This is a genomic window from Muricoccus vinaceus (genome assembly GCF_042433125.1).
Taxonomy (GTDB): Bacteria; Pseudomonadota; Alphaproteobacteria; order Acetobacterales; family Acetobacteraceae; genus Roseomonas; species Roseomonas vinacea.
On the sequence record NZ_JBHLVZ010000001.1, the window covers coordinates 64834 to 84073 of the forward strand.

General features: G+C 71.1%; 23 protein-coding genes. 19 read left to right on the forward strand and 4 right to left on the reverse strand.

The genetic code is table 11. The annotated features are described in order from the left end of the window. Positions 1-17: 17 nt before the first annotated feature. The 6 genes from ACFFIC_RS00335 to ACFFIC_RS00360 all read left to right on the forward strand — a co-directional run bounded on the left by ACFFIC_RS00335 (position 18) and on the right by ACFFIC_RS00360 (position 4365). Positions 18-1424 carry a dihydroorotase gene (locus ACFFIC_RS00335; protein WP_377048008.1) on the forward strand — a complete coding sequence of 469 codons (1407 nt, stop codon included), beginning with the start codon at positions 18-20 and terminating at the stop codon, positions 1422-1424. A gap of 31 nt (positions 1425-1455) precedes the next feature. Beyond that, positions 1456-1782, forward strand: coding sequence for a hypothetical protein (locus ACFFIC_RS00340; RefSeq protein WP_377048009.1), 327 nt, complete (start codon positions 1456-1458; stop codon positions 1780-1782). Next, on the forward strand, positions 1779-2435 hold the full coding sequence (locus tag ACFFIC_RS00345; RefSeq protein ID WP_377048010.1) for a phospholipase D family nuclease: 657 nt from the start codon (positions 1779-1781) through the stop codon (positions 2433-2435). Before ACFFIC_RS00340 ends, ACFFIC_RS00345 begins: the two co-directional genes overlap by 4 nt. Positions 2436-2507: 72 nt before the next feature. Continuing rightward, positions 2508-3476: an N-carbamoyl-D-amino-acid hydrolase gene (locus ACFFIC_RS00350; RefSeq protein WP_377048012.1), complete on the forward strand. Its 969-nt coding sequence runs from the start codon at positions 2508-2510 to the stop codon at positions 3474-3476. 73 nt (positions 3477-3549) lie between these two features. Further along, positions 3550-3849, forward strand: a complete 300-nt coding sequence (locus tag ACFFIC_RS00355) for a hypothetical protein (RefSeq protein WP_377048013.1) — start codon at positions 3550-3552, stop codon at positions 3847-3849. Positions 3850-3936: 87 nt separating this feature from the next. After that, entirely contained in the window at positions 3937-4365 is a 429-nt protein-coding gene (locus ACFFIC_RS00360) for a hypothetical protein (protein ID WP_377048014.1), read from the forward strand. A 354-nt stretch (positions 4366-4719) separates the two neighbouring features. On the opposite strand, the gene ACFFIC_RS00365 is transcribed toward ACFFIC_RS00360, so the two are convergent. Next, entirely contained in the window at positions 4720-5361 is a 642-nt protein-coding gene (locus ACFFIC_RS00365; protein WP_377048015.1) for an aspartate/glutamate racemase family protein, read from the reverse strand. Positions 5362-5498: 137 nt separating this feature from the next. On the opposite strand from ACFFIC_RS00365, the gene ACFFIC_RS00370 reads away from it, so the two are divergent. From ACFFIC_RS00370 to mtnA, 3 genes are read left to right on the forward strand one after another with little or no spacing between them, the layout of a single operon-like run. Next, positions 5499-5978 carry a DUF983 domain-containing protein gene (locus tag ACFFIC_RS00370; protein ID WP_377048016.1) on the forward strand — a complete coding sequence of 160 codons (480 nt, stop codon included), beginning with the start codon at positions 5499-5501 and terminating at the stop codon, positions 5976-5978. Further along, a complete protein-coding gene (locus tag ACFFIC_RS00375) occupies positions 5971-6468 on the forward strand; it encodes a UPF0262 family protein (protein WP_377048018.1) in 498 nt (165 codons plus the stop codon). Before ACFFIC_RS00370 ends, ACFFIC_RS00375 begins: the two co-directional genes overlap by 8 nt. A gap of 4 nt (positions 6469-6472) precedes the next feature. Next, positions 6473-7570: an S-methyl-5-thioribose-1-phosphate isomerase gene (gene mtnA / locus ACFFIC_RS00380; protein ID WP_377048019.1), complete on the forward strand. Its 1098-nt coding sequence runs from the start codon at positions 6473-6475 to the stop codon at positions 7568-7570. On the opposite strand, the gene ACFFIC_RS00385 is transcribed toward mtnA, so the two are convergent. After that, the gene (locus tag ACFFIC_RS00385) at positions 7567-7782 is read right to left on the reverse strand and encodes a hypothetical protein (RefSeq protein WP_377048020.1); all 216 of its coding nucleotides are present in this window, start codon (positions 7780-7782) and stop codon (positions 7567-7569) included. The genes mtnA and ACFFIC_RS00385 overlap by 4 nt on opposite strands. Before the next feature lie 196 nt (positions 7783-7978). Here ACFFIC_RS00385 and ACFFIC_RS00390 point away from each other — a divergent pair, with 196 nt between their 5' ends. The 3 genes from ACFFIC_RS00390 to ACFFIC_RS00400 are packed head-to-tail and all read left to right on the forward strand — an operon-like array spanning position 7979 to position 10186. Beyond that, positions 7979-8821 carry a transporter substrate-binding domain-containing protein gene (locus tag ACFFIC_RS00390; protein WP_377048021.1) on the forward strand — a complete coding sequence of 281 codons (843 nt, stop codon included), beginning with the start codon at positions 7979-7981 and terminating at the stop codon, positions 8819-8821. Between the two features lie 2 nt (positions 8822-8823). Beyond that, positions 8824-9507 (forward strand): amino acid ABC transporter permease, encoded by a 684-nt coding sequence (locus ACFFIC_RS00395; RefSeq protein ID WP_377048022.1) that lies wholly within the window; start codon positions 8824-8826, stop codon positions 9505-9507. Positions 9508-9511: 4 nt separating this feature from the next. Beyond that, positions 9512-10186, forward strand: a complete 675-nt coding sequence (locus ACFFIC_RS00400) for an amino acid ABC transporter permease (protein ID WP_377048023.1) — start codon at positions 9512-9514, stop codon at positions 10184-10186. On the opposite strand, the gene ACFFIC_RS00405 is transcribed toward ACFFIC_RS00400, so the two are convergent. After that, complete coding sequence (locus ACFFIC_RS00405; RefSeq protein ID WP_377048024.1) at positions 10151-10846, reverse strand: HAD hydrolase-like protein; 696 nt, start codon at positions 10844-10846, stop codon at positions 10151-10153. The genes ACFFIC_RS00400 and ACFFIC_RS00405 overlap by 36 nt on opposite strands. Before the next feature lie 209 nt (positions 10847-11055). Between ACFFIC_RS00405 and ACFFIC_RS00410 the strand changes: the two genes are divergently transcribed. The 3 genes from ACFFIC_RS00410 to ACFFIC_RS00420 all read left to right on the forward strand — a co-directional run bounded on the left by ACFFIC_RS00410 (position 11056) and on the right by ACFFIC_RS00420 (position 14821). Next, positions 11056-11847, forward strand: coding sequence for an endonuclease III domain-containing protein (locus ACFFIC_RS00410; protein ID WP_377048025.1), 792 nt, complete (start codon positions 11056-11058; stop codon positions 11845-11847). 215 nt (positions 11848-12062) lie between these two features. Further along, on the forward strand, positions 12063-13697 hold the full coding sequence (locus ACFFIC_RS00415; protein WP_377048026.1) for a hypothetical protein: 1635 nt from the start codon (positions 12063-12065) through the stop codon (positions 13695-13697). 125 nt (positions 13698-13822) lie between these two features. Then, positions 13823-14821, forward strand: coding sequence for a Bug family tripartite tricarboxylate transporter substrate binding protein (locus ACFFIC_RS00420; RefSeq protein ID WP_377048027.1), 999 nt, complete (start codon positions 13823-13825; stop codon positions 14819-14821). Positions 14822-14845: 24 nt separating this feature from the next. Here ACFFIC_RS00420 and ACFFIC_RS00425 read toward each other — a convergent pair whose 3' ends face one another. Further along, positions 14846-15259, reverse strand: a complete 414-nt coding sequence (locus ACFFIC_RS00425; protein WP_377048028.1) for a rhodanese-like domain-containing protein — start codon at positions 15257-15259, stop codon at positions 14846-14848. A 253-nt stretch (positions 15260-15512) separates the two neighbouring features. Here ACFFIC_RS00425 and ACFFIC_RS00430 point away from each other — a divergent pair, with 253 nt between their 5' ends. From ACFFIC_RS00430 to pcaH, 4 genes are all read left to right on the forward strand, one after another. Further along, a complete protein-coding gene (locus ACFFIC_RS00430; RefSeq protein WP_377048029.1) occupies positions 15513-16373 on the forward strand; it encodes an ABC transporter ATP-binding protein in 861 nt (286 codons plus the stop codon). Beyond that, the gene (locus tag ACFFIC_RS00435; protein WP_377048030.1) at positions 16363-17235 is read left to right on the forward strand and encodes an ABC transporter permease; all 873 of its coding nucleotides are present in this window, start codon (positions 16363-16365) and stop codon (positions 17233-17235) included. The genes ACFFIC_RS00430 and ACFFIC_RS00435 overlap by 11 nt, the downstream gene beginning before the upstream one ends. A gap of 141 nt (positions 17236-17376) precedes the next feature. Beyond that, the gene (gene pcaDC / locus ACFFIC_RS00440) at positions 17377-18528 is read left to right on the forward strand and encodes a bifunctional 3-oxoadipate enol-lactonase/4-carboxymuconolactone decarboxylase PcaDC (protein WP_377048031.1); all 1152 of its coding nucleotides are present in this window, start codon (positions 17377-17379) and stop codon (positions 18526-18528) included. Beyond that, positions 18525-19238: a protocatechuate 3,4-dioxygenase subunit beta gene (gene pcaH, locus ACFFIC_RS00445; protein WP_377048032.1), complete on the forward strand. Its 714-nt coding sequence runs from the start codon at positions 18525-18527 to the stop codon at positions 19236-19238. Before pcaDC ends, pcaH begins: the two co-directional genes overlap by 4 nt. Positions 19239-19240: the final 2 nt, after the last annotated feature.

Sequence of the window (19240 nt, forward strand, 5' to 3'; positions counted from 1 at the left end):
AGCGCCGGGAATTCCTGATGAGCCAGCCCTTCGACCGCGTGATCCTCGGTGACGTCGTGCTTCCCGACCGCGTGCTGCCGGGCGGCTATGTCGCGGTCCGGGGCGATACCATCGCGGCGATCGGCCAGGGCGAGGCGCCGCCCGCCGCCGCAACCGAGAACCATGCGGGGCGACTGGTGTTCCCCGGCCTCGTGGACGGCCACATGCACACCGCGAGCTCGATCGGCTGGCCGGGGATCGAGGGCGCCACCCAGTCCGCGGCCGCCGGCGGCGTGACCACCTGCGTGGACATGCCTTACGACATTCCGCTGCCCGTGACCGACGCCGCCATCCTGCGCGACAAGGTGGAATGGCTTCACCGCCTGGCCCATGTGGACGTCGCCCTCTACGGCACCATCCGCAAGGACGCCCATGGCCGTGGCGTGGTCGAGGCCATCGCGGGGCTGGCCGAGGCCGGGGCCTGCTCCTTCAAGTTCTCCACCTATGAATACGACGCCGTGCGCTTCCCCCGCATCGATCCCGGGCTGATGCGGGAGGCCTTCGCGGAGATCGCCAAAACCAACCTCATGGTCGCCGTGCACAACGAGGACCAGGAACTGGTGATGAAACTGACGGCGGAGGCCAAGGCCGCCGGGCGCACCGATCCCATCATGCATTGCCGCACCCGCCCGCCGCTGGCGGAGAACCTGGCCAACCTCGCCATCTTCGAGATCGGGCTGGAAACGGGCGCGCATGTGCATATCGCGCACTCCTCCCTCGCGCGCGGCTTTGCCATCGCCGAGGACTTCCGCCGCGCCGGGGCGCGTTCCTCCGGCGAGGCCTGCCTGCACTATCTCTGCATGACCGAGGAGGACGTCGTCCGGCTGGAGGGTTTCGGCAAGTGCAACCCGCCCTTCCGCACCGCGGACGAGGTGGAGCGCATGTGGGATTCGCTGCTCGCCGGCAAGGTCGCCTACATCTCGACCGACCATGCGCCCTGGCAGCGCGACCGCAAGATCTACCAGGGCGACATCTTCGCCCTCGGTGCGGGGCTGACGGGCATGCAGTCCTTCGCTCCCGTCATGTTCACCCTGCTGGAGGAGCGCGGCCTGCCGCTGACCCTCATGGCGAAGTACTGTTCGGCGGAGCCCGCGCGCTACCACGGCTTGGCTCCCAAGAAGGGCAGCATCGCCGTCGGCGGCGATGCCGACCTGTGCGTGATCGAGCGTGGCGACTTCACCTTCGACCAGGCCTCCATCCGCGACCGGCCGGAATTCCAGCACTCCGCCTATCACGGCCGCGCGCTGCGCGGGCGGGTGGCGGCCACCTACCTGCGCGGACGCTGCGTGTGGGACGGCGAAGCCGTGCTCGCGAAGCCGGGCGACGGACGCTTCGTGCCGCGCCAGAACGCCCTGCCCGTCGCATTGCCCGACCCCGTCACCTGATCGCAGCGCGAAGCGCAAGGAAGGGATGGGCATGCGAAACCCGCTGTTGATCGCCGTGCTGGCCGCACTGCTCGGCTTCGGCGGCTGGGTCTGGCTCACCGGGCCCGGCACCTCCGTGCCGAACGCGCTGCTTGCGCTGCTCTGCGCCACGGTCTGCGGCCGCGCCGCCTGGGCGCTCGCCGCGCGCGACCTGCCGGAGGAGGATGCCCCTGCCCTGCCGGCGGCCGCGGAGGCGAGGCGCGCCTCGCCTCCCCCGGCGGGCCGCCGCGCGCCGCCTCCCGCCGATCCCGCGCCCTGGCGCCGGCCGGTGGGCGCGCCCGAGGGCAGGCCGGAAGCGCCGTCGGATCGCGCGCCGTGAGCGGTGCCCGCACCGGTCCGCCCGGCCTGCTGCCGCTCCTGGCGGGCGTGCTGCTCGGGGCGCTGCTGGCCTGGGCCTGGTTCACCAACGAGGGCGCGCCCCTCGCCGGCGCTCCGCAGGCCGGCAGCATTCCGCGCCCGGCGGTCTGCTTCACCCCAGGCGGCGACTGCACCGCGCGCATCATCGAAACCGTGGGCGCCGCACGGCAGGAGGTGCTGGTGCAGGCCTATTCCTTCACCTCCCCCCCGATCGCGCGCGCGCTGGAGGATGCGAGGCGTCGTGGCGTGCGCGTGCGCATCATCGTGGACGACAGCCAGATGACCGAGCGCTATTCGCAGGCGGACGAGGTGGCGCATGCGGGGCTGGAGGTATGGGTCGACGACCCCTCGGGCATCGCCCACAGCAAGGTCATGGTGATCGACCGCGCCACCGTGATCACGGGCTCGTTCAACTTCAGCCGCTCCGCCCAGGAGCGCAACGCGGAGAACCTTCTGGTGCTGCGCGACCCCACCCTGGCCGCGCAATACGTGGAAAACTGGGAGCGCCGCCGCGCCGTCAGCGTGCCCTTCTCCGAAGCCGGGCGACCGCCGGCCGCCAACGACAACGAGCGCGACCAGCGCAAGCGCTCCTCGGCGCGGTTCGGCCTGTTCTGACTTTCGGACCGACCTCTGTTCTGGCGCGCGCACTTATATAGTGTGCGCGGTCCACCTCGGAGAGCGCACCGCATGACCCGCCGCCTGACCGTCGCCGCCGCCCAGCTCGGCCCCATCCAGAAGGCCGAGGGCCGGGAGGTCGCCGTCGGACGGATGGTGCGCCTGATGGAGCAGGCCCATCGCCGCGGTGTGGAAGTGGTGGTTTTCCCCGAACTGGCGCTCACCACCTTCTTCCCGCGCTGGTATGAGGAGGACCGTGCCGCGGCGGACCATTGGTTCGAGACCTCGATGCCCTCAAACGCGACGGCGCCGTTGTTCGAGGCCGCGCGCGAATACGGCATCGGCTTTCACCTGGGCTATGCCGAGAAGACGCCGGACGGCCGGCACTTCAACACCGCGGCCTATGTGCATCCCTCCGGTGAGATCGTGCTGAAGTACCGCAAGGTCCACCTGCCCGGGCACGCCGAGCACGATCCCGTCCGCACCGTGCAGCACCTGGAGAAGCGCTACTTCGAGGTGGGCGATCTCGGCTTCCCGGTTGTGCGCGCGCCGGTGGGCGGCGCGGGGCCGGTGAACATCGGCATGATGATCTGCAACGACCGCCGCTGGCCGGAGGCCTGGCGGGTGCTGGGCCTGCAGGGCGTGGAGCTGGTCATGCTCGGCTACAACACGCCCAGCCTCAACATGGACAACCGCGGCTTCGAGGCCCACCACCTGCGCGTGCTGCACTCGCATCTCTCGATCCAGGCGGGCTGCTACCAGAACGCCACCTTCGGCATCGCGACGGCCAAGGCCGGGGTGGAGGACGGGCACGAGCTGTTCGGCCATTCCATTATCGTCAATCCCCAGGGCGAGATCATGGCCCAGGCGACATCCTGGGACGACGAGCTGATCACGGCCGACCTCGACCTCGGCATGTGCCGCCTGGGGCGCGAGACGATCTTCAACTTCGCCGCCCATCGCCGCGTGGAAGCTTATGGCCGCATCACCGGGCAAACGGGCGCGGAAGCGCCGTCCGAGTGGCACCCGGCGGCCGGGTGAGCCGCCGCGCACGGAACGGCCGGAACAACCCTTGATGGCCGGGCGGCGTTGATCCGGCGGAGGTACCCCAGCCATGCGCCGCCTTGCCCTTGCTGCCCTGCTCATCGCCGCGTCCCTCGCCCCGGCCGGCGCCCAAAGTCCGGCTCAGCGCCAGGCCCAGCAGGAGGTCGCCCGGGATCAGGCGAGGGACCGCGTCGGCGATGTCGCGCGCGATCTCGAGACTGGCGGGCGCGGCGGTTCGCCCGCCTTGGTCGAAGACATGAACCGTGACCGCCCGGGATTGACGCCCGAGCGGCTTTCCACGCCCGGGATCACCTCGCGCAGCACGCAGGAGTCCGGTGTTCCGCTGCTGAGCGACAACCCGCAGCGCTGATCCGCCCCCGGGTTGACACACCGGGGCCGCAACGGTGCCTGCGTGGTCGCGTTCCCTGCATGACGTTCCGTTCACATGGAGGAAACCATGCGCCGCAAGCTTCTCCTTTCCCTGGCCTTCGGCGCGCTCTCGCCGCTTCTCGGACCGGCGATATCCGGTCCTGCCCACGCGCAGGACGTGAACCAGCTTCTGGAGGGGGCGCTGCGCCAGTTCGGCGGCGGCAACGCCGAGGAAGCGCGGCGCCGCGAGGAAGAGGAGGAGCGCCGGCGGCGTGCCGATTTCCGGCGCGATCGGGAGGACGAGCGGCGGGATGACCGCGGCCGTTCCCGGAACGATGAGGATCGCCGCCGCGACACCTTCGATCGCGACCGGGACCGGGACCGTGACCGGCGCGGCCTCTCCGACGACCGCGCCCGCGAGCGGCAACTGGCGGAGCAGCAGCGCCGCCTGGATGACGAACAGCGGCGGATCGCCGACGAACGCCGCCGCATCGAGGAGGACCGGCGCCGCCGCTGAGGGCAACCGGCGGCCTGGGGCGGCGTTCCCCGGGAAGGAGAACGCTTCCCATGCCCGCACGTGCTGCCGCCCTGGTTCTGGCCGGGACCGTCCTGCTTCTCCCGGCCCAGCCGCGTGCGGCCGATGGAATTTTCGGTGACATCCTGACCCGGCCGGCCGGCGCGGAAAAGCCATGGCCTCCCCAGGGCTCGGAGAGGGATCTACGTGCTCATGAAGCGCGGGAACTTCGCCGCGCCCGGTGGCAGAGCGAGAGAACCCGCATGGGGCGCACCGGCGCCGTGGATGGACAGGCCGGCGGCTTGCACGATCAGGTCGCAGCCGCCCACTGAAGCGGCGCGGGACGCGCGCCCCTTCTCAGTTCAAGGCCAGAAGCGCCTGCGCCGCGGCCGCGGCACAGGGTTCGATCACCGGAACCCCCAGCGCGGCCTGGAGCCAGGCATGATGGCCAGCCATTCCCGTGCATCCCAGAACCACCGCGCCGGCGCCCCCTTCCACGAGCGTCTGTCCGGCCGAGAGCAGGGCGGTCCGGGCTGCCTCGGGATGGGTCAGCGCCGACATCGGCAGGTTGAGCGCCACGCTGCCCGAGAGACCCGCTTCCACTCCCAGCGCCAGCAGCACGCGCCGCTGCCGGGCCTTGCTGGCCTCGACGAAGGCGATCACACCGAAGCGGTCTGCCCGCGCGAGCGCCCCGAGCACGGCGGAGCGGAAGCAGCCCAGGACAGGACGGTCCGTGACCTCGCGCAACGCGTCGATGCCTGGATCGGACACGCAGGCCACCACATAGGCATCCGCTGCCTCGCGCCCGACGGCATCGCAGAGCGGAAGGGCCGCCGCGTACCAGTCCTGCCAGGAGGAAATGGCGGGCGGCCCCTCGGCCAGACCGATGGTGTCGTAGCGAACCAAGCCGGGCCTGCCATAGGGTGCCACGGCGGCGGCGATGCCCGCGGTGCAGGCAGCGTCCCTGTTCGGGTTGATGACCAGAATGCGGCGTTCCATGGGGGCAATGGTGAAGCTCGCCCTCCCGACCGGCAAGACCGGCGCGTGCCTTGCCGTATCACCTGGGCGAGCCCATATTGCATTGCAACAAAAGAGGTGGGGCCGCGTTCAGAACCCATCTCCGGAGGATAGCACAGATGCCCATCCAGCCCGGCGTTCCCCAGGCGACCGTCACGTGGCGGCCCGACGCGGTCGCGGGCGAGGCCGAAGTGCCGGCAACGTCGTTCTGGACCGCGCTGCGCCGCGGCATCATGGGTCGGTGCCCTGTCTGCGGCGAGGGAAAGATCTTCGCGGGCTACCTCCGGGTGGTGCCCGAATGTGCCGTCTGCCATGCGCCGCTCGGCGAGCTGCGGGCCGACGACGCGCCGCCCTATATCGTGATCTTCCTGGCCGGGCACCTGCTGCTGCCGCCGATCTTCTGGATCGAGAAGGCGTATGAGCCGCCCATGTGGCTCCACATGGTCGTGTGGCTGCCGCTTTTCACCGTGATCTGCACCCTGCTGCTGCGGCCGGCGAAGGGGGCGGTGGTTGCCTGGATGATCAGGCTGGGCTTCGCGAACGGCGACCATCCCCAGAACTCACCCTCCGGTTCGCCAGGCACGTCGCGGGATGACTGAACTGGCCCTGGCAGATCACGTCGTGGCACGGGACATCGTGCGGATCGAGCTGCCGGATCACGCGCCCCTCCCCTCCCCCTTCGCGGAGGCGGACCGGCAGCAGGCGGTGGCGGACCTCCTGGAAGGCAACTGCTTCACCCCGGCGGGGATGCCGCCCGGGCCTTACGTGCTGCACCTGGCCTTGCGGGACGGCCGGCTGCTGCTGGACATCCGCGACGAGGCCGATGCGCCCCTCCACGCCTATGTCCTCGCGCTCGGTCCATTCCGGCGGCTGATCAAGGACTACCAGATGGTGATCGACGGTCACGAGCAGGCGGTGGCCGAAGGCGCCGCCGAGGCGCGGATCCAGGCGATCGACATGGGCCGCCGCGGCCTGCACAACGAGGCCGCCGAGCTGCTGCGGGACCGCCTGGCGGGCCGGGTGGAGCTCGACTTCGAGACCGCGCGCCGTCTCTTCACCCTTGTTTGTGCCATGCACCAGCGGATTTGACTCCTTGAACATCGACGGCAAGCCCCATCGCAGCGTCTGGCTCGGTGAGGACGGGCGTTCCATCCACATCTTCGATCAGACGCGCCTGCCCTGGGCGGTCGAGGTGCTCGGGCTTGCGGACGAGGAAGCCGTGGCCACGGCCATCCGCTCCATGCAGGTGCGTGGCGCGCCGCTGATCGGCGCGGTGGGGGCCTATGGCCTTGCCATGGCCCTCCGGCGCGATCCTTCGATCGCCAATCTCGAACGCATGGCCGCGATGCTGAACGAGACGCGCCCGACCGCGGTGAACCTGAAATGGGCGCTGGACCGCATCTGCGCCGCTGTGCGCAACCACCCGCCGGAGCGGCGGGCGGATGCCGCCTATGCCGAGGCGGCCGCGATCTGCGACGACGATGTCGAGACCAACCGGCGCATCGGCGCCCATGGCCTGCCGCTGCTGCAGGAGATCGCGGCCCGCAAGCCGGCCGGCGAGCCCGTGCGGGTGCTGACCCACTGCAATGCCGGCTGGATCGCGACGGTGGATTTCGGCACGGCGCTTTCCCCCATTTACCAGGCACATGATGCAGGCCTGGACGTGCATGTCTGGGTGGACGAAACCCGCCCGCGCAACCAGGGCGCGGCGCTGACGGCCTGGGAGCTTGGGGCCCACGGCGTGCCCCACACCCTGGTGGCCGACAATGCCGGCGGGCACCTCATGCAGCGCGGCCTGGTGGACATCGTGCTGGTGGGAACCGACCGCGTGACCCGGCAGGGCGACGTGGCCAACAAGATCGGGACCTACCTGAAGGCCTTGGCCGCGCGCGACAACGGCGTGCCCTTCTGGGTCGCGCTGCCCCATTCCACGCTGGACATGAAGGTGCGGGACGGCCTGGCCGAGATCCCGATCGAGGAGCGCCCGGGCACCGAGGTGACGGATGCGACAGGGCGGCTGCCGGATGGCAGCGTAGCCACCATCCGCGTCGCCGCCGAGGGAACCCCCGCCGCGAACCCGGCTTTCGACGTGACGCCCGCCCGGCTCGTGACGGGCCTGATCACCGAGCGGGGACGCTGCGAGGCCACCGAGGCGGGGCTTACCGCCCTCTACCCCGAAAAGGCCGGCTAGGCGGAGAAAGCGCCGGCGCGGCTGTGGCGGGCGGCGGCGAAGGCGCGGCGCTCCAGCATCACGAGGCCACCCACGATGCTCAGGCCGCCGAACGCGGCGCCAGGGGCGACGAGTTCGGCAAGGGCGCCCTGCGTGCCGCCCAGAACGGCGACCACGATGCACAGGATGACGACGAGGCCGGAAGCGATAACGGAAAGGGCGATGCGGTCCATGGGAACCTCCGGCCCGGCGATGTGCCGGGCGACGTAGGAATAGAACACCCAGGAGGCGGCAGCCGCGCGACCGCTTCGTGGCAGGAATGGGGCAATTCGATCAGGGATGCGGAATCCTGCTCCGACCCTTGCCAGCCCTCCCCGGCCCGGAGCTTGCGTGCAAGGCTCCCGATCCCGCCCGATTCCGGAGACCCCGATGCGCCGCCTTCTGCTTGCCGCCGCCTTCGCCGCCCCCCTCTTCGCGCTGCCCGCGCTGGCCCAGGGCGGCCCACCGCTGAGGACGGCGGTGGATGGCACCTTCGCCCCTCACGCCTTTCCGAGGCTCGAGGGCGGCGTGCAGGGCTTCAACGTGGACCTGTTCCGGGAGGTCGCACGCCGCATGGGCCGGGAGATCACGGTGGACAGCGCATCCTTTTCGGGCCTCGTGCCCGCGCTCAACGCAGGGCGCTACGACTTCCTCGCCGCTCCCGTCACGGTCACGAAGGAGCGGGCCGAGGGCATGCTCTTCACCGAGGGATATCTTTTCACCGAGTTCCAGCTCGGCATCCGCCGCGGCAACACCCCGATCCGCAGCCTCGATGACCTCCGCGGCAAGGCCATCGCGGTGAACAAGGGCAGCGCCTACGACGCCTGGGCCCAGGCCAATGCCGAGCGCCTCGGCTTCACCATCCAGGCCTACGACACGAACCCGGACGCGGTGCAGGCGGTGATCTCCAACCGGGCCTATGCGGTGCTCGCCGGCAACACGGTGGTGAAGTACGCGGCCAGCCAGCAGCGCAACCTCGTGCCCGACTTCGTGCTGCGCGAAACCCGCGCCCACTGGGCGGCACCCTTCCGCCGCGACAACGTGGAGCTGCGCAACGCCGTCGAGAACGTGCTGGAATGCATGAAGCGCGACGGCTCGGTGGCGGCGCTGTCGGAAAAGTGGTTCGGCGCCAAGCCGGCGGCGGATGACGCCGAGAACACCGTTTTTCCCGGCTACGGGGTGCCTGACCTGCCCGGCTACGATCCCACCCCCCACGAGCCGCGCTGCAGCTAGGCATGGGTGGACTGGACGGCTTCGCCTTCACCTTCCTCAACCTGAAGGTGATGGCGGAATGGCTGCCGAAGATCGCCGAGGGCTTCGTGCTGACGGTGGCGCTGGCGGCGCTGATTGTGCTGGCGGGGCTCGCGCTCGGCCTCGGCCTCGCGGTGCTGCGGGCCTTCGGGCTGCGCGTGCTGAACTGGGGAATCGTCTTCGTGGTTGACCTGTTCCGCGCGCTGCCCCCGCTGGTGATCATCGTGCTGCTTTACTTCGGCCTGCCCGGCATGGGCCTCTCGCTTTCCGGCTTCTGGGCCACCTGGCTTTCCCTCACCCTGGTTCTCGCCGCCTTCTCCGAGGAAATCTTCTGGGCGGGCATCACCGCCACGGGCCGGGGCCAGTGGGATGCCGGCCGCGCGCTCGGCATGCGCTTCCTGCCCATCCTGTTCCGGATCATCCTGCCGCAGGCGGTGCGCATGGTGGTGCCGCCGCTCACCAACCGGACCATCGCCATCACCAAGGGCACGGCCCTGGCTTCCGTGGTGGGGGTGGGGGAGATCCTGGGATCGGCGCAGTCGGCCATGGCCTTCTCGGGCAATCCCTCGCCACTCACCCTCGGCGCCATCGCCTACGCCCTGCTGTTCCTGCCGGTTGTGGGGATCGGGCGCTGGGTCGAGCGGCTCGCCGCCATTCCCGGGCGCTGAGCGCATGTTCGAGGACTTCGTCGACAGCTTCCTCAACGTCGAGATCGTGCTGCGCGCCTGGCCGATCCTGCTGCGCGGCCTCGGGCAGACGCTGCTGCTCTCGGCGGTGGTGGTGCCGCTGGGGCTGGCGGGCGGACTGGCCATCGCCCTGCTGTCACGGGCCCGAAGCCGGTGGGTGCGCTGGCCGCTCGCGGCCTGGACGGACACCTTCCGCTCCCTCCCTCCGCTGGTGCTCCTCATCTTCCTTTATGCGGGCCTGCCCTTCATGGGCGTGGATCTCGGTCCATGGGGGGCCGTGGCGCTGGCCTTCTTCCTCAACACCGGCGCCTATTATGGAGAGGTGCTGCGCGCCGGGCTGGACAGCGTGCCGCCCGGGCAGATGGAGGCCGCCCGCGCCCTCGGCCTTCGCCCCTGGCTCGCGCTCTGGCTCGTCGTGATCCCCCAGGCCGTGCGCAACGTGCTGCCCGACCTCGTTTCCAACACGCTGGAGGTGGTGAAGCTCACCTCTCTGGCCTCGGTGGTCGCCATGCCGGAGCTGCTGTTCCAGGCCCGGCAGGCACAGAGCGTGACCTACAACGCCTCGCCCATCGTCGCCGCGGCCATGGCCTATTTCATCATCCTCTGGCCGGTGGTGCGCCTGCTTTCACGGCTGGAGAACAAGGCGATCGCGGGGCGCTGAGGCGGGCTGGCCCAGCAGCGCCGGCAGCACGTCCTCCATGGCGTGGAGCATGACGCCGGGCTGGCGGGAGGCCAGCAGCCCGGCCGTGGCATAGCCCCAGGTGACGGCGGCGGCGTCGATACCGGCCGCCCGCGCGGCGTCGATGTCGCGCGCTTCGTCGCCGAGCCCGATGGCGGCCTCGGCGGCGATGCCGGTGCGGCGGAGCACCCTGCGGAAGCGGCGGGCCTTGCCGAACAGGGAGGCCTTGCACTCGAAGCAGGCAACCAGCCCCGCGAGGTCCGGCCCCAGGATGCGCCGTACCGTTTCCTCCACGTTCGAGGAAACGATCGCCAGCGTCGCGCCCGCACCGGCGAGCCCGCGCAGCATGTCCTCCGCGCCCGGAAAAAGCTGGATGGCCTCCGCTTCCTCGGCCATGCGGGCCCGCATGTGGCGGGCGATGGAGGGCAGCTTCCACACGGGCACGCCGAGCCGGCGGATCACCGCGCGGTTGTCATGGCCGCGCAGCGCCGCCGCCTCAGCCGCGCTGATGCGCGAAAAACCGTAGAGCCGGGCGGCGTCGTTCAGCGCGCCCAGCACCCATTCGGCGCTGTCGGCCAGGGTGCCGTCGAAGTCGAGGATGACGAGGCGGTAAGGCGGGTCGAAGCGGTCAGGAGCGTTCACGCAGCCTTACGTGGCCGTGCACCCCGCCAGATCAATCGGCCACGGCGCCGGCAGGCGTGTCTGTGGAGCCACGATGCGGCAGCCAGCGCCGGTGATGCCGCGCCGGACGGCCCGGAACTGCCGCGACCGGCACGGCCGATGCAGGACGTGGCCTGCCCAAACCGGCGCCCCCGCACCCGCGTTCCATTCCATTCCGCCGGAAAAGACGTATGGCCCATTCATCATCGACGACCGACCACGAGCCGGGCGAGGCCATGGCCTCCCCCCGCGCGCGCCTGCTCGAGGCCCATCGGCGGCTCTGCGAGACGTTCGGCTGCCCCATCGCCTATTTTCACGCCCACGGTCCGCTGGACGAGCTTGTCTCCTCCCTGCTTTCCCATCGCACCCGCAACGCCGACAGCGCCCGCGCCTTCCGCAACCTGCGGGAGCGGTTCCCCGACTGGGCCGCCGTGCGTGACGCACCCGTGGAGGCGGTGCAGGACGCCTTGCAGCCCTGCACCTGGCCCGAGGCCAAGGCGCCGGCTTTGCAGCGCATCCTTCAACTGATCACCGGCCGTCGCGGCGCGCTGGACCTGGACCATCTGGCCGGGATGCCCGTGCCGGAGGCACGTGCCTGGCTGGAGTCCCTGCCGGGCGTCGGCCCCAAGACCAGCGCCGCAGTGCTCTCCTTTTCCGCGCTGCGGCTCCGCGCCCTGCCGGTGGACAGCCATCACCACCGCGTGGCCCAGCGGCTGGGGATCATCCCGGAAACCATGGCGGTCGGCCCCTCCCACGCGGTCATGGAGGACATGCTTCCGCCCGAATGGGATGCGCAGAAGGTGTATGATCACCACGAGGTCCTGATGCTGCACGGCCAGCGCGTCTGCCACTTCCGGGCACCCGCCTGCGCACGCTGCGTGCTGCTCGACATCTGCCCGACCGGACGGGCCCGCAGCAGGGCGGCGCCGCAGCCCGCAGCGCGCGGCCACGCCCTCGAAGGCGGTGCCGGCCCGCTGGGGTGACGACCGCGTCAGGGGCCGGAGGGGACGCCGCATTCCGTGTCCGATCCGAAACGGGGTCGCGGCCCCGTGATCGTGAAGTGACAGGAGGTGCCGGAAACCTTACCTCCCCCCCGCTCCGCAGCGGCATGCCCGCCCACCGGCTGCATGGCCGGCCTGGCGGCTCCTTCCGCAGCCCTGGCCGGACGCCCCCCGGCCCGAGGGAGGCCTGACACGAGATGAACGCCACGCCACACCCCTTCCCCGGCCTTGTCACCGAGGCCGCCACGGACCTTTCCGCCGAAGAGGCCCTGACGGATCTCGGCTGGGAGATCCTGGCCCACGTGCCCGGCGAGGTCGGGGGCGACACGGTGCGGCACGAGCCGCGCTTCACCGTGCTTCACCCCGATTTCGGCATTGCGCTCCTCGATATCGCACCGGAAGCCACGCCGGATGCGGCGGCGGCGCTGCGCCGTCGGCTGGACGCGGCCGGTGCGCCGCCTGGCCTGCCGGTGATCCAGCATTCCCTGACCGGGGACGACCTGTGGCGCCTGACCAGCGTGCTGGACCGGCATTTCGCCAGCCTGCCGCCCCTGCCCTCCCAGGCCGGCGACTGGCCGGCGCTGGTGCGCCAGGTGTTGGCGGAAGGCACGGCTGGTACCGACCCTGATCCTGATCCTGATCCTGATCCTGCTCCTGCTCCTGCTCCAGACCCGGCACCTGTTCCTGCACCTGTCCTGGTTTCCGCGCGCGAAGAACCCGAGCTGGATGACTGGCCGTCGCTGCCGGCGAGGCTGGAAGACCTGCGCCCCCGGCGGTTGCCACCCGCGCCTCCAATGGTGCCAGCGGAGGTGCCGCCGGGACCGGCTGCGGCACCGCAAGCGGTTTCGGTTCCGCCGGCCAGGAGCCTCCGGCCCGAGCAGCCATCCTCCGTTCCCGCCGCCGCGCAACGGCCGCCGGCGGCGCGCCAGGCTCCCCCTGCCAGATCGGTGGCTTCGGTGGAGGCGGCTCCCGCCCGGCCGTCGCCCGCGCCGCTGCCCCGCGCCGAACCGCCCTTCCCACAGGCGGCGCGGCTGGCCGAGGCGACAGGATACGCGGACACGCGCCCCCAGGAGGAGGAGCAGGGCTTGGCCGCCCCCGCCGGAGCGGTGCCCGGGATACCGCCTGTCCCCGCCACGCCGGCGGTCCGGAGCCTTCCCGTTGTCACGCCGCGGCCGCCGGTATCGGCCGATCATTCCACCCGCCGCCGCAGCCGGAAGCGGAGGCTCGCCATGGCGGCGCTCGGCTCTCTGCTTCTGGTCGGCGGGGTCGCCACCGCGCTGATCGGCCATCTGCCCGGCCAAGGTCCGGCACCGCACGTGTCCGGCGAGCGGATTCAGGAAGCCGCCATCGTGCCGCTTCCCTCGGCGGCGCCCCAGCCGGCCGCTTCCGAGCCTGCCCCGCAGGCCGACGAGACCGAGGTGGTGCTCCCGCCGCCGCTTCCCTCGCCGCCCGCCGCGCGTCCGGCCACGCAGCGGAGCCCAGCCTTCCGCGGCGAGCCGCTGGTTCCCACCCCGGGGCCTCAGCCGGAGGCGCAGCGCCTTCCCGCGCCGCTCGCGCGCCGCGTGGTGGTCCACCATGCCCCCGGCCTCTGGGATGGGGTGGAGGGCGTGGTCGACCAGATCAGCCGCTTCGGCGTGCCGGTGGAGCGGCGCGTCGTGGGCGCATCGACCTCGCGCAAGATCGTCCGCTTCTTCACGCAGGCCGACCAGCACGACGCGGAGCAGCTGGCCCGCAGCCTGGGCCGGGACTGGATGGTGCAGGACTTCACCAGCTTCACCCCGCGCCCTCGCCCGGGAACCCTGGAGGTGTGGCTGCCCGCCGGCGCCGGCTGAGGGCCGTGCCCGGCGGCCCGCCTGCCTCGGCGGCCGGCCCGCTTGACGCAATGCTGTCCCGGCGACAAGCCTGGGCCGGCAACTGGCGGCCAGCGTTCACGGGCCGGCGAGAAGAGGAAACAACCATGCTGCGACACGGCACCCGGCGTTTCGGCACCCTGCGACGTGGCCTGATGGGAATGGCCTGCGCCCTTGCCCTTGCGCCCCTGCCCTCCCTTGCCCAGGACGCCTGGCCGAACCGCCCAATCCGCGTGATCGTGCCCTTCGCGGCCGGCGGCACCACGGACCTCATCGCGCGCCTCGTGGGCGGGGAGATGTCGCGCCGCCTCGGCCAGCCGCTGGTGGTGGACAACCGCGCGGGCGCGGGCGGGAACATCGGCGCCGAGGCCTGCGCCCGGGCGCCGGCCGACGGCTACACGCTCTGCATGGGCACGATCAGCAGCCACGCGATCAATCCCTCGATCTACCCGCGCCTCCCCTTCGACAACATCCGCGACTTCGCGCCGCTCGCGCTGCTCGGCACCCAGCCGAACATGCTGGTGGTGGCCAACACCATCCCGGCCCGGAACGTGGCGGAGCTGGTGGCGCTGATGAAGGCGCGGCCGGGCACCATCAACTACGGCTCCTCGGGGGTGGGCACCTCCATCCATTTGGCGGGAGAATTGTTCAACCAGATGACCGGCACGGACGCCGTCCACGTTCCCTACCGCAGCAGCGGCCAGATCATGACGGACATGCTTTCCGGCACGCTGCCCATGGCCTTCGACAATTTTTCGTCCGGCTGGCCGCACGCGAAGGAAGGGCGCATCCGCGCGCTCGGCGTCGGCAGCCTGCAGCGCGTCCCCCAGGCGCCGGACGTGCCCACCGTGGCGGAAACGCTGCCCGGCTTCGAGAGCGTCTCCTGGCACGGCCTCTTCGCCCCGGCCGCGACGCCGCGGCCGGTGGTGGAGCGCATGAACCGCGAGGCGATCGCGGCACTGGCGACGCCCGACGTCCGCGCCCGCTACGAGGAACTGGGGATCACCGCCGGCGATCTCACCCCGGACCGGTTCCGCGACTTCGTCGCCGAACAGACGCGCCGCTGGGGCGAGGTCGCCCGCCGGGCCAATATCCGCGTCGAATAGGCCGCCGGGGGCGCCCCGGCGTCCTCAGCGCTGGCGCCAGGGCAGGCCTTCGGCCTTCCAGCCCGCCGTGGTGCCGCGGTGCCCCTCGGCGTCCACCGGTCCCTCGAAGCCATCCGCCACGTTGTAGGCGTTGGGGAAGCCGGCCGCCTGGGCGGCCTGCGCCGCGGCGAGGGACCTTGCGCCGGAGCGGCACAGGAAGTGCAGCTTGCTCAGGGGCGTGGCACCGGCGCGGCGGAGGTTCTCCACGAAGGCGCCGTTCACGCCCATGGAGGGGTAAACCTGCCAGGGGATGAGCACCGGCTGCTTGCCCGCCGCGGACAGGTCCGGGATGCCCACGAAGTTCCATTCCGCATCGGTGCGGACATCCACCAGCAGGGCGTCGGGGTCGGCCCGGATGGCTTCGAAGCTGTCCCGCGGCGAGATGTCCTGGACCGTCATGACGCGCACTCCTGCGATACGAAGAAAGGCAACCGGCGGCAGATTGGGTGCGGCACGCGCCGATGCCAGGGCGGCAGCACGGCGCGCGCCGCCATGCGCGGCCGCCACCCTTTGCACTAACCTCTTTGGCGCAACCCTTGCTAGGAGGGTCGCATCGTTCCGGCGCATCGTGCCGGTTTCTTTCAGCGTCCCGGCGGCACGCGCCGGGCACAACCCGGCAAACGGGACAGGGCGAGCGGAGGCCAGTGCGGGTATGACCGGGTTCGAGAGGCCCTTCGTGGAGATCGACGACGTCTCCATGCGCTATGGCGGCACGGAAGGGACGCTGGCCCTGCGCCACACCTCGATGCGCATCGCCAAAGGGGAGTTCGTCGCGGTGGTCGGGCCCTCGGGCTGCGGCAAGTCCACCCTGATGCGCCTGGTAACGGGGCTGTGGCCGTGCTCGGCGGGCAGCGTGATCGTGGCGGGGAAGGAGGTGGACGGCCCTCTCTCCATCGCCGGCATGGCCTTCCAGGCCCCCACCATGCTGCCCTGGCGCACGATCCTGCAGAACGTGATGCTGCCGCTGGAGGTGGTGGAGCCCCATCGCCGCCGCCTGCGGGGCGAACGCTCCATGTATGAGGAAAAGGCGCGCAAGCTGCTGGCGCTGGTCGGCCTGGCCGGTTTCGAGGACAAGACGCCGCACCAGCTCTCGGGCGGCATGCAGCAGCGGGCCAGCCTGTGCCGCGCGCTGATCCACGACCCGCAGCTGCTGATGCTCGACGAGCCCTTCGGCGCGCTGGACGTGTTCACGCGCGAGGACCTGTGGGTGGAGCTGCAAGGGGTCTGCAACATCCTCAAGCCCACCGTGGTGCTCGTGACCCACGACCTCAAGGAAGCGGTGTTCCTGGCGGACCGCGTGATGATCATGTCGGCCCGCCCGGGCCGCATCATCGCCGAGCGGACCGTGCCCTTCCCACGCCCCCGCGCGCTGGACCTGACCTACACCCAGCCCTTCCAGGAGCTGGTGCACGACCTGCGCGAGCACATCAGCGCCGCCCGTCGCGGCGAGGACATGCCGGTATCCCCGCCCGGCGCGATCACCCCCGGGCAGGAGGCCCCTCATGCCGCTTGACGTCTCCCCCGCCGCCGCGCCCGGCACGCCGACGGCGGCCCAGCGCCGGATCGAGGCGCTGGCCGCCTCCGCGCGCCGCCGCCGGCGCCTTCAGACGGCGCTTCCCTGGATCATCATCGTCGGCACCTTCGTGGTCTGGGAGGTGATCTGCCGCGCCTTCGAGATCCCCCAGTTCATCCTGCCCGCGCCCTCCGCGATCATGGCGAGCATGGTGAAGTGGTGGCTGCCCCTGCTGGACAACGCCTGGCAGACGCTGATGACCACGCTGATCGGCTTCGCCCTGGCCATCGTCTTCGGCCTTCTGCTCGGGATCGCGATCGGCTCGTCCACGCTGCTCTATCACGGGCTTTACCCGCTGCTGATCGCCTTCAACTCCGTGCCCAAGGTGGCGGTGGTGCCGATCCTGGTGATCTGGTTCGGGATCGGCACGGTGCCGGCCGTGATCACCGCCTTCCTGATCTCGTTCTTTCCGATCGTGGTGAACGTGGCCACGGGCATCGCGACCGTGGAGCCGGAGCTGCGGGACGTGCTGCGGGCGCTCGGCGCGCGTCCCTCTGACATCATCCGCAAGGTCGGTCTGCCCAGGGCGATGCCCTATTTCTTCGCCTCGCTGAAGATCGCGATCACGGTGGCCTTTGTTGGCTCCATCATCGCGGAAACGGTGGCGGCGAATAAGGGCATCGGGCACCTGATGATGCTCGCCTCCTCCCGCTTCGACGTGCCGCTGGTCTTCGCCGGGCTGATCATCACGGGCATCATGGGCGTGATCATGTATGTGGTGGCCGTGACCATCGAGAACCGCACCACGGGCTGGGCCATGCGTGGCCAGGACCAGGGGCAGGTCACGGTGGCCGGGGTCTAGGCCGCATCTTCCGGCAGGAAGGTCCACGGGTTTTCGCGGGAATGGCTGCGTGCTAGGCCTTCATCACGGCGCGCCCACCGCCGTCGCGGCCATGGGCCGGGACGGTGCCCGCGGAAGCCGCCGGGGGAGTGGATCGGCCGGATGTTCATTGCGCTGGGCGGAATGGCGGTGCATGTGCAGGTGCAGGGACCGCCCGGGGCGCCGCCGCTGCTCCTGCTGCACAGCCTCGGCACCTCCCTCCATGTCTGGGATCCCCAGGCGGAGACGCTGTCCCGCACGCACCGCGTCATCCGTTTCGACCTGCGCGGCCATGGGCTGAGCGGCGCCGCCTCCGGCGAGGGCAGCATGGCCGCCTTCGCCGACGACGCCTTCGCCCTGCTGGATTTCCTGGGCGTGCCGGCCGCCCATGTCGGCGGCATCTCCATCGGCGGGCGCATCGCCATGGAGATGGCGGCCAGCCATCCCGAACGGGTCCTTTCCCTTTTCCTGCTCGACACCGCCATGGAGTTCCCGCCGCCCGAAACCTGGCAGGCGCGGATCGAGGCCGTCTCCGCCGGCGGCATGGCCGCGGTGGCGGATGGCGTGATGGCGCGCTGGGTGGTGGACCGGTCCTCGCCTTCGTCGCTCGCGCTGCGGGCCATGCTGATGGCCACCCCGGCGGAAGGCTATTCCGCCGCCGCGGCGGCGCTCCGCGATGCACGCGCGGCGCCGCTGGCCGGCAGGCTTCGCGGGCCTGCCACGGTCGTGGTGGGCGAGCTCGACCAGGCCTCCCCGGTCGCCGCGGCGGAGGGCATCCGCGATGCCATTCCCGGCAGCCGCCTGATCGTGCTGCCCGGCTTCGCGCACATCCCGACCTTTGAGGCGGAAGCCGCCGTGACGGAGGCGCTGCGCGACCATCTGGCACCCGCGGCCGAGGGCGATTTCCTGGCGGCGGGGCTGGCCGTGCGCAAGGCCGTGCTGGGCGAGGCCCACGTGGCCCGCGCCCAGGCGAACGCCACGCCGCTCGATGCGCCCTTCCAGGACTACATCACCCGCAACGTCTGGGGCCAGATCTGGACCCGTCCCGGCTTGCCCCGCCACACACGCTCCCTGCTCACGCTGGCGATCACGGCGGCGCTGGTCCGGGAAGGCGAGTTCGCCTTGCACGTGCGCGCGACGCGCAACACCGGCGTCTCGCCGGAGGAGGTGGCGGAGGTCCTGCTGCAGGTGGGCGCCTATGCCGGCGTGCCCGCGGCCAACCACGCGCTGAAGATCGCCAAGGACATCCTGGCGGAAATGGAGAAGGCACCATGAGCGAGGTCGTGCACGGCTATCGCCGTCCCCAGACGGCGACCCAGCCGCCCCTGAACTCCCCGGCCTATGGCAGCACGCGCGCGCGCCATCCGCAGCAGCCGCTGCTGGAGCTGCCGCACACGCTGACCGAGACGAGCAGCCCGATCTTCACCGCGGCGCGCTACCCGGAGACGGCGGACCTGACCGTGCTCGAGAACGGTGCCGGAGAGGCGATGGGCGAGCGGATCATCGTCGGCGGCCGCTTGACGGACGAGGACGGGCGCCCCATCCGGCACGCCATGGTGGAGGTGTGGCAGGCCAACGCCGCCGGCCGCTACAACCACGAGGGCGACGACCACGACGCGCCGCTCGATCCCAACTTCCGGGGCATGGGCCGCGTCTTCACCGACGAGAACGGCTTCTACCGCTACGTCACCATCCGCCCCGGTGCCTATCCCTGGCGCAACCACCACAATGCCTGGCGGCCGAACCACATCCACTACAGCCTGTTCGGCCACGGCTTCGCCCAGCGCATGATCACCCAGATGTACTTCCCGGGTGACCCGCTGCTGCCGCTGGACCCGATCTTCAACACGGTGGCGGACGAGGCCGCGCGCAACCGCCTGGTCTCGAAGTTCGACCTGGAGCTGACCAAGCCCGAATGGGCGCTGGGCTTTCGCTTCGACATCGTCCTCCGCGGCCGCGAGGCCACCCCCATGGAGAACACCTGACC